Source organism: Galliscardovia ingluviei (assembly GCF_014635685.1).
Classification (GTDB): domain Bacteria; phylum Actinomycetota; class Actinomycetes; order Actinomycetales; family Bifidobacteriaceae; genus Galliscardovia; species Galliscardovia ingluviei.
In genome coordinates, this window is record NZ_BMDH01000001.1 from 438,137 (window position 1) to 453,644 (window position 15,508).

Consider the following 15,508-nt stretch of genomic DNA (forward strand, 5'->3'; position numbering starts at 1 on the left):
GTATACACTCACTAAGCTAAGCATTCTTGGTATGCACGTGTTAGCGAGGTAATACTGATGGTTAGTGGCTGATGGCTGAATACTGATGATAAGAGTGGGATAGCATGTTTGCTATCCCACATTTGTTTGTGCACACGTTGGATGTGATGCGATATTACTGTTGCAGCGACTGCTTTGGTAGCGGTTTTGGGGATAGGTGCTCTACTCATGCAGTGCTATCAGTGAACATGGCGAAGTGTGTAGTAGCTAAATTCAGCCCACTGGCTAGACTAGTGGCGTGCAGATTTTGAGTGAAACCTATGTGCGTGAATACTCTCATGGCAGAACTATCGTTATTCGTGATGCCGGGGAGCGCGATATCAGTGCAATAACGCGAATTTATAATATTGCAGTGGTTGCTGGTCGTTCGACTGCGGACTTAACAGTGCGCAATATGGAGCAGCGCAGAGAGTGGGTTGATTCACATAATCCGCGCGATATGTATCCGGTGGTTGTGATCGAAGTTGATGGGGTAGTGGCAGGATTTGGATCACTGTCAAAATATCATGCACGCGCAGGATATAGTGAGATTTGCGAATTTAGCTATTATATTGACAAGGCTTGGGCTCGGCATGGCTTAGGAACACGATTAGTAGCATGGTTAATTGACACTGCACAACGCATTGGCTTTAGAATTGCCGTGTGTGTAGTGTTTGCGGATAATGCTGGATCTACTGCACTGATGAAAAAATATGGCTTTACTCGATATGGATATTTGCCGGCAGCATGCCGCAATGGCGAGCATATTATGGACGTGGCATATTGGTATCGCGATTTAACCGATGGTAAAGATGCACAAACAGCGCGTAGTGAGGCTGAGCAAGGTATTCGAGGGAGTGAAACTGTGCAAGTAACCGTACAGCAATCAGCCCAGTAGCTAGAGCGTCATTCTGTGAATCAGTGAGCACAATAGCGTAGTAATAAGCGTCTTAAGTAATTTGAGTTTTATAGTAAAAGCGAAGAATACGAGGAATACGTGAGTTCACAATTTTATCTCATAGCAGGTTTAGGAAATCCCGGAAAAAAATATGAAGGTACAAGGCATAATATGGGATTCATGTGTGCTGATGTGCTTGCTGAGCGCTGGTCTGTCACATTTTCTGACCACAAAGGCTTAAGCCTGCTTGGAAAAGGGTTTATTGCTCTTGATGGTCAGCGTGTACCATGTTTTATCGCAAAACCATTAACTTTTATGAATGCTTCAGGAGATGCTATTGCTTCAATTTGCGCATATTACGATATTGCTCCCGAGCATGTAGTTATCATTCATGACGACATGGATTTGGACTTTGGCAGAATCAAGGTGAAAACTGGAGGATCTGCTGGCGGACATAATGGAATTCGCTCCATAGACCGCTCACTAGGCACGAACGCATATGCTCGTGTTCGACTTGGAGTTGGTCATGCACAACGCGGTGCCCATGCACATGATAATACGATCAACTGGGTGTTAGGAGGCTTTAATGCAGCACAGAGCAAAGAGCTTCCCCAAGTGTTAGCCGACGGAGCTGATGCTGTCGAGACAGTAATTATTCACGGAATATCTCGTGCTCAGGAGCAGTTTAATAGAAAGTAGCTGGATTACTTTATAGAGTGTATAGAACCAGGAAGGCACAAAGTTTGCAGCATACAGGCGCCGAGGAGCATCAAGAAGATTTGCAGTCAGAACAGCGCGCGCAGCATAAACAACAAGAGCGTGGTATTGGCACATTAGTTTCGTTGCGGCATAAACTAGAAGAAGAACCGCAGTATATTAACCTACTAACACAGGCACAGCAATATTGTGCGCAAGTCCGAGCTCAGCACGCCAAGCTGCAGTCTGATACCGCTTATCACAAAGGAGATTCATCAATACGTGAGTCGTCTATGCTCACTATTAGTGCTGTTGATGGTATACGTCCAGCTCTGGCTGCTTCACTAGCTCAAGGGCTACCTACTATGCAACAGATAACTTCTGATCAGGCTTCTTCACATGATGCTCAACCAGTTGTTCTGGTAGTAGTGCCATCTGGTCGTGAAGCAGAAGAAACTGCGCTAGCTATACGGTCTTGGTATGAGGGAGATCCTCGCGATATTGCAGTATTGCCCGCTTGGGAAACACTGCCACATGAGAGACTTTCTCCTCGTGCAGATACAGTTGCTACACGATTTGCTGTATTGCGCAGACTTGTTCACCCAGTACCCGGTGATGAAGTATTTGCTCCTGTAAAAGTTATAGTCACACCTATTCGTTCACTGATTCAGCCAATTGTGTCGAATATTGCTGAAATTGAGCCTTTAGTATTCGCTCAAGGTGCTGAACTATCGATGCAGGAGGCTGTTGCACGACTGGTGCAGTGTGCCTACACACGTACTGATTTAGTGATGGATCGAGGGGAGTTTGCCGTTCGAGGCGGTATTATTGATGTTTTTGCTCCAACAGCAGATTTTCCAGTACGTATTGAATTCTTTGGTGACGAAGTTGATACGATTCGCCAATTCCATGCATCCGATCAACGCACATTTGGTCAACCTCTAGAACGAATTTGGGCAACTCCATGTCGCGAACTGCTGATGGATGAGCAGATTCGTGCTAAGGCACATTCGCTTATTGGTACGATTGCTAATGCTGACGATATGCTTGCTTCTATTAGCGAAGGCATTGCTGTAGAAGGTATGGAATCACTCCTACCAGCATTAGTAGATCATTTGATACCAGTAAGCTCGCTATTTGCTTCCGGATCAATTGCTTTATTATGCGATGATGTTCGTTTGGCCAGGGCAAGTGAGGATTTGCAACAAACAGCTGAAGAGTTTTTAGCAGCAGGCTGGCATGTTGCTGCTTCAAGTTCACGTGCTCAAGCGCCGATTAGTTTTGAAACTGCAAGTTTCTACTCTTTCGAACAGACGCTAGAAACGTTGCAACATGGGGACATTGCATGTTGGAAACTGACAAACTTCCAAGTTGATACAGACCTTGACCATACCGTAGCGTTGGATGCCAGTGTCCCAGAACAGTGGCGTGCTGATGAAGAGCAAACTGCACAAGGGGTGGCAAAACTTGAACAAGAGGGCGTACATATTACAGTCAGTGCGGCAGCTGCTGGTACGCTTACTCGACTCAGTCGCATGTTGAAGGCAGCGGGTGCTCGCCATATTGATGCCGTGGTTTCTTTTGCGCAAGACGGTTTTGTAGATACTACTACCGGGCAAGCCCTGATCACTGAGCGTGATATCACCGGACATGCCGGTGCCGTGGGGCATACCAAAACGCCGAAAAAACGTCGTAATGCGGTTGACTTGCTTTCCTTAAAAGAAGGCGACTATGTGGTGCATGATCAGCACGGCATTGGTCGGTTTGTTGCTATGATTCAACGCACTATAGGTAGTGGTGCAAGTGCGACTAAACGTGAGTATCTCGTATTGGAATATGCGCCATCGAAACGTGGAGGGCCTGCAGATAGATTATTTGTGCCTACAGATCAGTTGGATCGAATGAGCACGTACGTTGGCGCGGAAATTCCTAAACTCAATAAATTAGGCGGCTCTGATTGGGCGCAAACAAAGGCTAAAGCTCGCAAACACGTTAAAGAAATTGCGCAGGATTTAGTGAAGCTGTATTCTGCGCGTCAGCGCACACAGGGCTTTGCTTTTAGCAAGGATACTCCTTGGCAACATGAGCTTGAAGATGCATTCCCATATCAAGAAACCCCAGATCAGTTAACCACTATTGAAGAAGTAAAAGCTGATATGGAAAAGCCAATTCCTATGGATAGGCTGATTTGTGGTGATGTTGGTTTTGGAAAAACTGAAATTGCCTTGCGTGCTGCATTCAAAGCCGTACAAGATTCAAAACAAGTGGCAGTTTTGGTTCCTACAACATTACTTGTGCAGCAACATTTCGAAACGTTTAGTGAGCGTTTTGAAGGTTTTCCGGTGCGCGTGGCGGCGATGAGCCGATTCCAAACTGCCAAAGAAAACAAAGCAACTATTGCAGGATTGAAAGATGGTTCTATTGATGTCGTGATTGGCACGCATAAGCTCTTAAATCCTGCTATTGCTTTTAAGGATTTGGGGCTACTTATTATTGATGAAGAGCAGCGCTTTGGTGTGGAACATAAAGAAGCACTCAAAGCATTGCGCACTAATGTGGATGTGCTTTCTCTTTCTGCAACACCTATTCCTCGTACTTTGGAAATGGCGGTGACGGGTATTCGAGAAATGTCCACATTAGCTACACCTCCTGAGGATCGCTTGCCAGTGCTTACCTATGTTGGCGTCCAAGAAGATGCTCAGGTTACTGCGGCTATTCGACGTGAGCTACTGCGTGGCGGTCAGGTCTTTTATGTGCATAATCGTGTCGATGATATTGGGTCTGTAGCAGAAAAGCTGATGACTCTTGTTCCAGAAGCCCGTATCGGTGTGGCGCATGGCAAAATGGGGGAGAAGCAGCTTGACGCGGTGATTCGTGATTTTTGGCATCGAGATATTGATATTTTGCTGTGCACCACCATTATTGAAACAGGACTAGATATTGCTAATGCTAATACTCTGATTGTTGATCATGCTGATCGCTTTGGGCTATCACAATTACATCAGTTGCGCGGGCGTGTCGGTCGTGGTAGAGAACGTGCCTATGCGTATTTCTTGTACACTCCAGGTCGAGCAATGACACAAACAGCACATGATCGACTAACCACTATTGCTCAGCATACAGCTCTGGGCTCTGGCTATGACGTGGCTATGCGCGATTTGGAATTGCGCGGTACTGGCAATTTGCTTGGTGGTGAGCAGTCAGGTCATATTGAGGGCGTCGGTTTTGACTTGTATGTTCGTATGGTTTCTGAAGCGGTTGAAGCCTATAAGCAGCCGGATGAACGACCAGAAGTTCATGCTACCATCGATATTCCAGTGGATGCTTCGATACCTCCAGAGTATATTGACGCAGACCGCTTGCGCCTTGAAGTGTATCGGAAACTTGCCAGCGCGAATAGTGATGAGGATTTGCAACAAATTCTTGAAGAATTGACTGATCGTTATGGTGAGCCTCCTGAACAATTGCATACCTTAGTGCGTGTTGCACAACTGCGCATGCGAGCACAGCAGATGGGCATTAGTGATGTGGTAGTGCAGGGACGATTTTTGCGTGTAGGACCGATTGATCCGCAAGATTCGGTGAAACTACGAATGGCGCGTATTTACAAGGGTTTGCAATATCGACCTGTAACGCATATGTATATGATTCCGACACCATTCCAAGGGTCATTTGGTGAAGGTCCAATGTCGAGCAAAGATGTGATGGACTTCACATCGCAGCTTTTAGATGACTTGACATGGCGTGGTGGCTCGCCTACGCACAAACGTCCATAAAAGGCATTAGGCTAGTGACCGAAATCACAATCTAATGAAGGAGTAGCTGTGGCAGCTATTGAGAGCGTATACGCGCGCGAAATTCTCGATTCTCGTGGCAATCCAACCGTTGAGGTTGTACTCGATACTGAGGATGGTGCTCAGGGTCTTGGTTTAGTTCCTTCTGGTGCTTCTACAGGCGAAGCAGAAGCATGGGAACGTCGCGACGGTGATAAGAGCCGCTACCAGGGCAAGGGTACTTTGGATGCAGTTAAGGCTGTAAACGAAGAGATCGCACCAAAGGTCATTGGCATGGATGCTTCTGATCAGCGTGCATTAGACGAAGTTATGATTGAGCTCGATGGCACCCCAAACAAGGGTCGCTTGGGCGCAAACGCAATCCTCGGTGTTTCCTTGGCAGCAATTTATGCTTCTGCTGAGTCAGCAGGTATGCCATTGTATCGCTACTTGGGCGGTACCAACGGTCATATTTTGCCAGTACCAAATATGAACATCATGAATGGTGGTGCTCACGCAGATTTCGCAACCGATATTCAGGAATACATGATTTCTCCATACGGTTTCGACTCCTACAGCGAAGCATTGCGCGCAGGTGTTGAGGTATACCACACCTTGAAGAACGTATTGAAGAAGCAGGGCTTGGCAACTGGTCTTGGTGATGAAGGTGGCTTCGCTCCAAAGATGAAGTCCAATGAGGATTCTTTGAAGTTCATCATGGACGCTATTGCTGCAGCGGGCTACGAGCCAGGCAAGCAGATTGGTATCTCCCTTGACGTGGCTTCTTCTGAGTTCTTCAACAAGGAAACTGGTAAGTACCGTTTCGATGGTGAAGAGCGCGATGCATCCTACATGCTCGATTACTACGAGAACTTGATTAACGAGTACCCAATTGTTTCCATCGAAGATCCATTCCAGGAAGAAGGATGGGAAGATTGGGCTGCTATCACCGCACGCTTGGGCGATCGTTTGCAGTTCGTAGGTGACGACTTGCTCGTAACCAATCCAAAGCGTCTTGCTAAGGGCATCGAATTGGGTGCAGCAAACTCCTTGCTGGTAAAGCTCAACCAGATCGGTACCGTAACTGAGACTCTTGACGCAATCGAATTGGCAACCAAGAATGGCTTCACCTCCATGGTTTCCCATCGTTCTGGTGAAACCCCAGATACCACTATTTCTGATTTGGCAGTAGCAAAGAACACTGGCCAGATCAAGACTGGTGCTCCTGCACGTGGCGAGCGTATTGCTAAGTACAACCGTTTGCTCGAGATTGAAGAAGAGCTCGGTTCTACCGCACAGTACGCTGGTTACAGCGCATTCAAGGCTTGCAAGAAGTATATGGACTAGTAGTAGCTCAACTGGTCAGTATATATGTAAGTTATAAATGCTGGCTAGGTGTAGTTTAACTACAAGCAAGTTATAAACATAGTAGTAGCACTGTGTTAAGCCCGCTTCGGCGGGCTTTTTTCATGTGTCAGGTCTCCTCGGTATTGTCAAAGTATGGCATGGAAGTTCTTTGGAGCACAACGCTCTGTGTCTGAATCATCGCGTAGCAAAAAAGCTCATCAGCAGGAAGAGCAGTTTCGCGCGAAAAACGATACTCAGTCGCGCAAGGCACGTACTCAAAAAGCATCCAGTGACAGTAATCCAGCGTCTAGCAATACAGTGTCGCAACAGCAACCGCAACGCCAAGAAGCATCTGGCAGGCGTATTTCGCGTATGCCAATTACAGCTTTCGCGGCGCTTATAGTGGTGATTTTGGCAAGTATTCAGTTGCTTTCCGTATTTCATACGTATGCTCTGAATTTAGCTCAGCTCAATGCGCTACGTAATCAAGAAGCGGCATTAATCGAACAAAAAGAACAGTTAGAACACAATATTGAACGATGGGATGATAAAGCGTATATTACTGCACAAGCACGTGAACGTCTTGGCTTCGTGTTTCCTGGTGAGAAATCAGTACGTGTATTGGGTGCGGAAAAAATTGAAGAAGATACGCAGCAACAGAATAATGCCAAGCAATCGGGACAGCAGAGTGTACAGAATCCTTGGTATCACACCATGATGTTGTCCATTCACGAAGCGGATGATTCTGGAACAGTGAAATAAGTAGAGATAAAAGAGATAAAGCTGAGTAATAGCGAAGTAACAGCGAAGATAAGCGGAGTACCTATGGATATTGCACAAAAAGCGCAGGAATTATTACACACCCCGCTAGATCCACATGATGTAGCAGTTGTAGAACAGCAATTGGGACGTTTCCCTCGGGGTATGGTTGCTGTAGGGGCAAGGTGTGTATGCGGTAATCCTCTGGCAGTAGTAACAAGACCTCTAGTAGATGGCAAAATTCCGTTCCCTACTACCTGTTATCTTACCTCCCTGCAGGCGGTAAAAGCAGTTTCTAAACTCGAAGCCGCAGGTGAGATGGCTCAGTATAGTGAACAAGTAAGTCAAGGCGAAATGCACGAACGGTATGAGGCAGCACACCAAGCATACTTAGCATTTCGTGACGAAGTTGCCCGTATACTTGGTGATTCACAAGAGCATATTCTTGGTATTAGTGCGGGCGGTATGCCAGTTCGTGTGAAATGCTTGCATGCATTAGTTGGACAATCGCTAGTTATGGGTCCTGGTGTCAATCCGGTGGGCGATGATGTGTTACACCGCGTTCAAGCAGAGTTTGACCCAGCTGTATGTCGGTGTGCAGAACCGTATCAGCATAGCGAGCAGTAGTGTAGTGCTATATACGCTATATACAAAGTCCAGTAATGCACACAATTTGAGTTGAGCGTAAGGCAGTGAATATGAGTAACAGCGTTATTGTTGCCGGTATTGATTGTGGAACAAATTCTATTCGATTAAAAATTGCTCGTGTAGATGAGCAAGATATGACTGATATTGTGCCAAAAGTATTACGCGTTGTGCGTTTGGGTGAATCGGTGGATGCTACTGGACGTTTTGCTGACGGTGCACTGGCACGTGTACATGCTGCAGCAGAGGAATTTGCGCAGATTTTATCGGAATATAACGTGCAGGCACTACGCTTTGTGGCTACTTCTGCAACACGTGATGCCGAGAACAGGGTAGTATTTGAAGATGACATGGAGCATCTGCTCGGCGTGCGTCCTGAAGTCATTTCTGGCTTAGAAGAGGCTCGATTGAGCTATATGGGTGCAATCAGTGCTTTTGGACGCGATCAGATACAGTATCCAGCGTTGATTATGGATTTAGGTGGTGGCTCTACTGAATTAGTGCTCGGAGGAGATGGTGTTGATACGGCTGTCGATCAGGTGCAGGCGAGTTACTCTATGAATGTTGGTTCAGTACGTATGACAGAGCGTCATCATTTGTATGATCAGCCGGATGATGCCAGTGTGGAAGCTGCAATAGCTGACATCGATGAGTATCTTGATGTGGCTTGTGCGCATATTCCTATTGAGCAAACCCGTACCTTTGTTGGCGTGTCTGGAACTGTCACCACTATGGCAGCTCTGGCGCTGAATTTACCGGAATATGATGCGTCACGTGTTGATGGTATCCGTTTGCCATTTGCTCAAGTAGAGCAAGTCGATACGAAGTTTTTGCATATGTCACGTGAGCAGCGTCGAGTATATAAGGCTATTCATCCCGGGCGCGTCGATGTTGTCGGAGGCGGTGCTTTAGTACTGAACCGTGTAATTGCGCGTGTTCAAGAACGTGTTGTAGCGTCAGGCGGTGAGCTAAACGAGTTGCTTATTTCTGAACATGGGTTGTTAGATGGGATTGTACTGGATTTGGGGCGACGCATGCTACGGCGTGTATAGGTGCGGTTAAGTCCAAGGGTATGGCATAATAGAGTACGTTGCCTCCGTGGCGGAATGGTAGACGCAGTTGACTTAAAATCAGCCGCTACGTGCGTGCGGGTTCGAGTCCCGCCGGAGGCACATTCCTAAAGTCTTGAGTTATTCAGTTCTTGAATTTCTCGAGACTTTTTCTATTGTGTATGGTGTGCTGCATTCTGTTTCTTGCCTATATGCCCTATAAGCTTGGTTCCTTTTGAGGGGATGTATTGCTTGCTGCCGGTTGTTATTGGACACTAGTGGGTTTTAGTAGCCTGTATTCGCATTATGTACTAGATTGAATGGCTGCTATTCAAAACAGGCGTTTGTCAGGGGGTATTGCCTTTAGTGGTTCTTCGGGTTTTAGTGGTGGTTGGGTGTTTGGGTGGTGTTTTGCATACTTTGGACCAGTATGTGGTTTCACTCATACATGTTTGGTGTCAGAAATCACTGCTCAAACGAGTAACTGGTTCTGCTCATACAAAAAGCCTGCTTAAATTGATCATCCGAACTAGTAACTAGTTTCACGCATACATGTTCGAGCCCAAAAACTGCCTGCTCAAACCAGCTACTAGTTTCACTTATACATTGCAGCCCATGGTTTTGTATATCCCTAGACCAGTACCTAGTACAAACCATACAAGCTAAGACTGCTCTCAGGAAAAACATCCAAACCCTATCACCCTCAAATCCTAAGAACCTCTTTAGTTAAGGTAAAAGAGTGAGATGGCAAAACTATGTATCAACCGAATACGCGAAACCTCTTGCCGCAGAATCTGTAGCAAGAGGTTAATTTGTGGGCGATAAGGGACTCGAACCCCTGACATCCACCGTGTAAAGGTGGCGCTCTAGCCAACTGAGCTAATCGCCCGAACAAAAAGATACTGTACATCATAAGTTGTACTTGGTCACATCTCGGCGTGTTGAAATAGAGATTTTCGTGTTATTAGTGGAAAGCATCAGCGTGTTGTCGTATAGTAGTCGCCAGAGTAAACCCGTAGATGGCACACCATGTTCAGCACTCGACCAGCATATCGAGTATTGTATCTGGTAGAAGTTTTCCCACTGAAGGAGGTTGGCATGGCCAAAGCGTCCGAGCAGGAGCATAATGGCTCAACCCTTGCGAGAGCAGGCAAGCGCAAGTGGGGGTATGATACCTCTCAAGTTGATGAATTTTTAGAGCGCGTTCATGCCTTGTATGAAGAAGACGAGCCAAAGATTTCTCAGTCTGATATTCAAAATACAGCGTTTTCTTTGCAAAAGAATGGTTATGTGATTAGCCAAGTTGATGCAGCGTTACATCGTCTTGAAAATGCAGTTGTAGACAAGCAAACGCAATGGGATGTTGCTCAAGCAGGTCGCGTGGCATGGCAAGCACAGACACAATCACTTGCTCAGACGCTCCTTCCACGTGCCAGTCGTGCAGCTAAGCAGCGTTTTGCTGATGGTCCAGCACGCAAGCCTTCATACGATCGTAAGCAAGTGGATCGCTTTGTGGATCAAATTGTGGGCAAGCTTAATCGCGAGCTTGGCTTTGATGAGCAGCCCCAGGATAATGAAACAGCTCAGGCTGATTCGCAAATTACTGCATCGAGCATTGCTAATGTGATTTTTACACAGCGTAAAGGCAAGCATGGCTATGCAGAGCGCCAGGTAGATGCCTACTTAAATAGGGCTATTCAGGTCTTTTCTCGATTGGAATCGTATGCAAGGCTGGAAGAGTCACTTGATCATATTGAAGAATCTCGTGATGCTGAGCAGCAAAGTGATGCCTTTGATGCTGCAACGCAGGCTCTGCATCCTGTTGTGCCGCTATTCCCTCAGGCTACAGTTGAAGGTCAGCGAGAGGAAGAGCACCCAGAGTTCGGCTATGTAAGCCAATACTCAGCTACACAAACGTTGGCAGATGGTGCTACTCAAGCTCGCCAGCAAACTTCTATTTTTAACGCTGCTGCAACTACAGAGGCTTCTGTAAGTAATGTACCAGCTCAGGATGTTCGTGATGCTTCTTCTTCGATATCTTCTCTTACCGATGACGAATCCAACTCGTTTGAGGCATTGCGCCGTCAAGAACAGGCTATTTTTAATCAAGATGCTCAATCTGAACCATCGCAGCAGTCAGCAATGCAGCAGTTCAGTGTAGACAAGGTGTCGCAGTCAGAAGCACAGTCCGTGTTGCAATCTAACGCGTCTCAGCCGGCTGTAGCTCAGCCTCCTGTGTTTGCTCCTGCTAACTTTGAGTTTAGTACTCAGCAACCGCAATCCCAGCGTAATGATGAAGCGAAGTATCAGGAGGAACCGGAGCAAGAAGGAGAGCGGACTACTTCGTTTACTCCGATTTTCGATGATCCTGAGTTTGGTAGTGCCTCTTCTGTGCAGCAGCAAGATGCTGCGCAACAACAAAGCTCCACGGCACATGAATCCACATCGGCAGATATTCGCGAAGAAGCTGCTAATCAGGCTAGTGAAAAGGTAGATGCTCAAGCACAAGGTGCAGAAGAGCACCAGCATCAAGATCAAGATGCAAGCTCAGCTGCTCCTATTGATGATGATTATTTCACCAAACTACTTGGCATGGATAGTATCGAATCTAATGATTTCCACATTCCCAACTTGGTATTCCCGAGTGCTGATACTCCAGAAGAGGATGCTGCACAACCGCGTTTAAGCTAACAGTATTCGACGTAGGTAAGTACACGTGCTGCGTCGAATGACATTGTGTTTCTCATTTGCCCATTGTGTTATGCAATGGGCATTTTGATGAAAACCTGTACGAAAGCAAATGGTAGATCATGCAAATATGTCAACGGCAACATGAGGATCCTAAAACTACGCCTCATGCTGCACAGCAAACGGTTGCTGAAGACGATGCTAATAACACAACGTCGGCACAGCAGTCTACCGAGCGTTGGAGTGTTGGCAAGCGCATAGTAGTAAGTCTACCGATTTTTGTGGTACTGATGGCTTTGCTCTGTGCGGTTTCCATGATTACCACAGTACCAAACGGATCGCATGAATCTGCAAATGCTATCCGCACGCTAGATGCTGATACTGCTGTAACTTTTGATACCACACAAGTCAGTGAAAGTGGGGCAAAGTTACTACAGTATTTAGGTCAAGTGCCTCACTTGGGCTCGTATGAAGTGGAATCAAAAGATACATGGATCAATCTCGTTCAACCATCAACAGGCCTAACACAGCGTGCGCATGTTATTATTGATGCCCCTAAATTACCGCAATCTAAGCCTGCTAACCATATACTACCTGCTGTAGTTTTTATGCATGGCGCAGGGTATGGTACAGCTCAAAACTCCTTTGGTGATGTATCTGCTGACCTCGCTTCCGCTGGCTTTGTTACTGCCAGAGTAGATAAACCAGTGTGGAATACTACTGATATTAGCCGCGATTATCCTGGTTCGGCACACGCTTATGATCAAGTTGTAGAGTATTTGCGTTCGCTCCCTGAAGTTGATGGGAATCATGTTGGACTCTATGCTACAAGTGAGGCTACTTGGATTGCACCATTGATGTTGCAATTTGACAAACGCATTGCTTTTCAAATTTTACCTTCGCCTATGGTGTTCACGCCGCGGCATTCACTTGGATTTTTCGTAGCGCAAGATTTGGCTATTATTGGAGCGCATGACGGGTATAAAGCATTTGTGGATAGGGTATTTAGTGCCGATCCGTCAATTGTAGGTCTGACGAATCTAGATATTCAGGTAGGGCTTCCTAATTCGTATGGTATTGCAACATTGGTAGCATACGGTGATAAGGATGTGATGACCGCGCAGGCTGATGGCTTACGAACTATTGAGTCACTAGCACATCGCGATGGCAACACGAATGTGAGTGTGCGCGTCTATAGCATGGCTAATCATGTTATTCGACTTGGTGATGAAGCCACAGAAGGTACACCACTGGCTGATTTTTATGAACGCGATATGGTGGATTGGGCAGTAGGCACGGTGCTGGGCGCTCGTCAGACTTCCGCAGTTATTGCTGGGGCTACTATTCACCAACCGATGAGCGTGCCAACTTCGCTACATGGACATCGGGCATTAACAATATATGGTGCTCTGTTGCATATTGGTGCATTGCTTGCACTAGTAGTTACCCTGTTACTTGGTATTGCTATGCTACTGCGCAAACTCTGGTTTGTATGCAAGCATAAAAGCGCGCGCATTGGTTTCGTTCATGGTTTTCGAGCAGTGCTTATTACTATATGTTCGGTGACGCTTGGTTCTGTAGTACTGTTTTGTGCAGCAGTCGGACAAATTATTATGCGCATTGTTTCGTTGATTTGGGGGGCTGCTCCTGTTCGTCCGGGAATGATTTACTGGAGTTGGTATGTGCTGCAAGCTGCTGCAATAGTAGTTGTCTGGGCGTGGGCGCGAGTTTTTGCACGCATTATCGAAGCAGTCAGTCTCAATAAGCAATTACAGCAGCAACCAGGACATGGGCATATCCCAGTCATTGCAACTACGAGGCTTGGTATTATTGTTTTTATTACGCTTTGCGTGACGATGATGTTGCAACTATTTGTACTAGCATTCTGGGGACTGTATATTTACTGGTAGTGATGTACTGGTTTTGCAACACACTAACATGAGGATAGCGGTAAGCAATAGCAACGAGTTGGAATAGTAGGGTAGCGTGCCATTATATAGAGATGAAGCATTAGTTTTGCATTGCATTGATTTAGGCGAAGCTGACCGTATTATCACATTACTTACCAAACATCACGGCAGAGTGCGAGCTGTAGCAAAAGGCGTGCGCAAAGTGCGTTCGCGGTTCGGCGGTCGACTAGAACCATTCATGCGCCAAGATGTGCTTATTGCCACAGGTCGTTCTCTCGATGTCATCTCTCAAAGTGCCACAATTGCTGCATATGCTGACGCTATTACGCAAGAATATTCATGTTATATTGCAGCTAATGTTATTGCAGAAGTTGCTGAAAGTGTAGTTGCAACTCTTGATGAACCTGATGAAGAACAGTACACGCTTGCAGTTGCTGCTATCTCTGCGCTTTCTAGGCAGTTACATCATAGTCTTGATATCACAGCATCGTATATATTACGCGCGTTAGCGTTAGCGGGCTGGCAAATGCGCTTAGATGCTTGTGTGGTATGTGGCAGAACCGATAAGCTGACATCGCTATCCAATGCTTCTGGTGGTGTAATGTGTTCGCTTGATAGAACCCCTGACGCAAGGCATATTGATCAAGGTGTGTTACAAACATTGAAATTATGGCTTGCCGGTAACTGGCAGATGCTTGATACAAATGCTCAGGAGCCGTTATTTGACCAAACACGCCATATAGCATTACCAATTGTTGAACATTGGGCACAATTTTATTTAGAAAAGCCTATTCGTTCTGCACGCCTGTTAGATTAGTAGTATGGCTTTTGAACACGTTGACTACAAGTCGCTGGACGTACCTGATGCGCCGTTCGCTCATCCTGAGCGTATTCCAAGCTTTCCCAAAGGGACAGTGCCAAAACATGTTGGCATTATTATGGATGGTAATGGTCGTTGGGCACAGCAGCGTGGATTGATACGCACCGAAGGTCACCAAGCCGCAGAACCTGTAGTATTTGACACTATTGCTGGAGCTATTGAAGCTGGTGTGCGCTATTTAAGCCTGTATACATTTTCTACTGAAAATTGGAAGCGCTCGCCGCAAGAAGTGCGCTTTTTGATGGGTTTTAGCCGTGATATTATTCGCAGACGTGTTGCTCAAATGGATGAGTGGGGAGTACGTGTGCGTTGGGCTGGTAGAAGGCCTCGTCTATGGAAGTCAGTAATTACCGAACTTGAGTCTGCGATGGAACGCACCAAGCATAATAGCGTGATTGATGTCGTATTTTGTATCAATTACGGTGGTAGGGCGGAAATTGCGGATGCTGCGGCAAGTATTGCAAAACAGATTCGTGATGGCAAGATTTCTGGCGACCGTGTGACTGAGCGCATGATTGCCGATCACTTGTATAATCCGGATATTCCTGATTGTGATTTGGTAATTCGTACATCTGGCGAGCAGCGCACTTCTAATTTCTTGCCTTGGCAAGCTGCTTATGCTGAGCTGGATTTTGTTCCTGAGCTTTTTCCTGAATGCGGCAGGGAAGTGTTATGGCGCTCTATTGAACATTATGTTCAGCGTGATCGTCGTTTTGGTGGGGTTAAGGCAAAGTAGTGCGTACTGTATGCACTTCGTGCATTTGGAATTATGAGTCAGCAATATTGTAATAGGGGTAGCGGTTGCTACCCCTATTACCATATCTAGCTATAAGCACTTACAGACT

General features: G+C 46.3%; 11 protein-coding genes and 2 tRNA genes. 12 read left to right on the plus strand and 1 reads right to left on the minus strand.

Features of this window, described 5'->3' with window-relative positions:
- The first annotated feature begins 277 nt into the window (after positions 1 to 277).
- The 8 genes from IEU85_RS01820 to IEU85_RS01855 all read left to right on the plus strand — a co-directional run bounded on the left by IEU85_RS01820 (position 278) and on the right by IEU85_RS01855 (position 9,308).
- Positions 278 to 916: a GNAT family N-acetyltransferase gene (locus IEU85_RS01820; protein ID WP_229714681.1), complete on the plus strand. Its 639-nt coding sequence runs from the start codon at positions 278 to 280 to the stop codon at positions 914 to 916.
- Positions 917 to 1,015: 99 nt separating this feature from the next.
- Positions 1,016 to 1,615, plus strand: a complete 600-nt coding sequence (gene pth / locus IEU85_RS01825; protein ID WP_188354529.1) for an aminoacyl-tRNA hydrolase — start codon at positions 1,016 to 1,018, stop codon at positions 1,613 to 1,615.
- Between the two features lie 236 nt (positions 1,616 to 1,851).
- Positions 1,852 to 5,388 (plus strand): transcription-repair coupling factor, encoded by a 3,537-nt coding sequence (gene mfd, locus IEU85_RS01830; protein ID WP_229714731.1) that lies wholly within the window; start codon positions 1,852 to 1,854, stop codon positions 5,386 to 5,388.
- Positions 5,389 to 5,436: 48 nt separating this feature from the next.
- On the plus strand, positions 5,437 to 6,732 hold the full coding sequence (gene eno, locus IEU85_RS01835; protein ID WP_188354530.1) for a phosphopyruvate hydratase: 1,296 nt from the start codon (positions 5,437 to 5,439) through the stop codon (positions 6,730 to 6,732).
- 153 nt (positions 6,733 to 6,885) lie between these two features.
- A complete protein-coding gene (locus IEU85_RS08645) occupies positions 6,886 to 7,494 on the plus strand; it encodes an FtsB family cell division protein (protein WP_229714682.1) in 609 nt (202 codons plus the stop codon).
- A 63-nt stretch (positions 7,495 to 7,557) separates the two neighbouring features.
- A complete protein-coding gene (locus tag IEU85_RS01845; RefSeq protein ID WP_188354531.1) occupies positions 7,558 to 8,118 on the plus strand; it encodes a DUF501 domain-containing protein in 561 nt (186 codons plus the stop codon).
- 71 nt (positions 8,119 to 8,189) lie between these two features.
- Complete coding sequence (locus IEU85_RS01850; protein ID WP_188354532.1) at positions 8,190 to 9,188, plus strand: Ppx/GppA phosphatase family protein; 999 nt, start codon at positions 8,190 to 8,192, stop codon at positions 9,186 to 9,188.
- A gap of 40 nt (positions 9,189 to 9,228) precedes the next feature.
- A tRNA-Leu gene (locus tag IEU85_RS01855) sits at positions 9,229 to 9,308 on the plus strand.
- Positions 9,309 to 10,000: 692 nt separating this feature from the next.
- Here IEU85_RS01855 and IEU85_RS01860 read toward each other — a convergent pair.
- A tRNA-Val gene (locus tag IEU85_RS01860) sits at positions 10,001 to 10,074 on the minus strand.
- A gap of 209 nt (positions 10,075 to 10,283) precedes the next feature.
- On the opposite strand from IEU85_RS01860, the gene IEU85_RS01865 reads away from it, so the two are divergent.
- The 4 genes from IEU85_RS01865 to IEU85_RS01880 all read left to right on the plus strand — a co-directional run bounded on the left by IEU85_RS01865 (position 10,284) and on the right by IEU85_RS01880 (position 15,399).
- Positions 10,284 to 11,876 carry a DivIVA domain-containing protein gene (locus IEU85_RS01865; RefSeq protein WP_188354533.1) on the plus strand — a complete coding sequence of 531 codons (1,593 nt, stop codon included), beginning with the start codon at positions 10,284 to 10,286 and terminating at the stop codon, positions 11,874 to 11,876.
- Positions 11,877 to 11,995: 119 nt separating this feature from the next.
- The gene (locus tag IEU85_RS01870; RefSeq protein WP_229714683.1) at positions 11,996 to 13,783 is read left to right on the plus strand and encodes an alpha/beta hydrolase family protein; all 1,788 of its coding nucleotides are present in this window, start codon (positions 11,996 to 11,998) and stop codon (positions 13,781 to 13,783) included.
- Between the two features lie 76 nt (positions 13,784 to 13,859).
- Positions 13,860 to 14,600, plus strand: coding sequence for a DNA repair protein RecO (gene recO, locus IEU85_RS01875; RefSeq protein ID WP_188354534.1), 741 nt, complete (start codon positions 13,860 to 13,862; stop codon positions 14,598 to 14,600).
- A 4-nt stretch (positions 14,601 to 14,604) separates the two neighbouring features.
- On the plus strand, positions 14,605 to 15,399 hold the full coding sequence (locus tag IEU85_RS01880) for an isoprenyl transferase (RefSeq protein WP_188354535.1): 795 nt from the start codon (positions 14,605 to 14,607) through the stop codon (positions 15,397 to 15,399).
- The last annotated feature ends 109 nt before the right edge of the window (positions 15,400 to 15,508 follow it).

Coding starts and splice junctions, on each gene's coding strand:
- IEU85_RS01870 (WP_229714683.1), top strand. CDS start 11,996: ATGCAAATATGTCAACGGCAACATGAGGATCCTAAAACTACGCCTCAT.
- IEU85_RS01850 (WP_188354532.1), top strand. CDS start 8,190: ATGAGTAACAGCGTTATTGTTGCCGGTATTGATTGTGGAACAAATTCT.
- IEU85_RS01880 (WP_188354535.1), top strand. CDS start 14,605: ATGGCTTTTGAACACGTTGACTACAAGTCGCTGGACGTACCTGATGCG.
- IEU85_RS01865 (WP_188354533.1), top strand. CDS start 10,284: ATGGCCAAAGCGTCCGAGCAGGAGCATAATGGCTCAACCCTTGCGAGA.
- IEU85_RS01845 (WP_188354531.1), top strand. CDS start 7,558: ATGGATATTGCACAAAAAGCGCAGGAATTATTACACACCCCGCTAGAT.
- IEU85_RS08645 (WP_229714682.1), top strand. CDS start 6,886: ATGGCATGGAAGTTCTTTGGAGCACAACGCTCTGTGTCTGAATCATCG.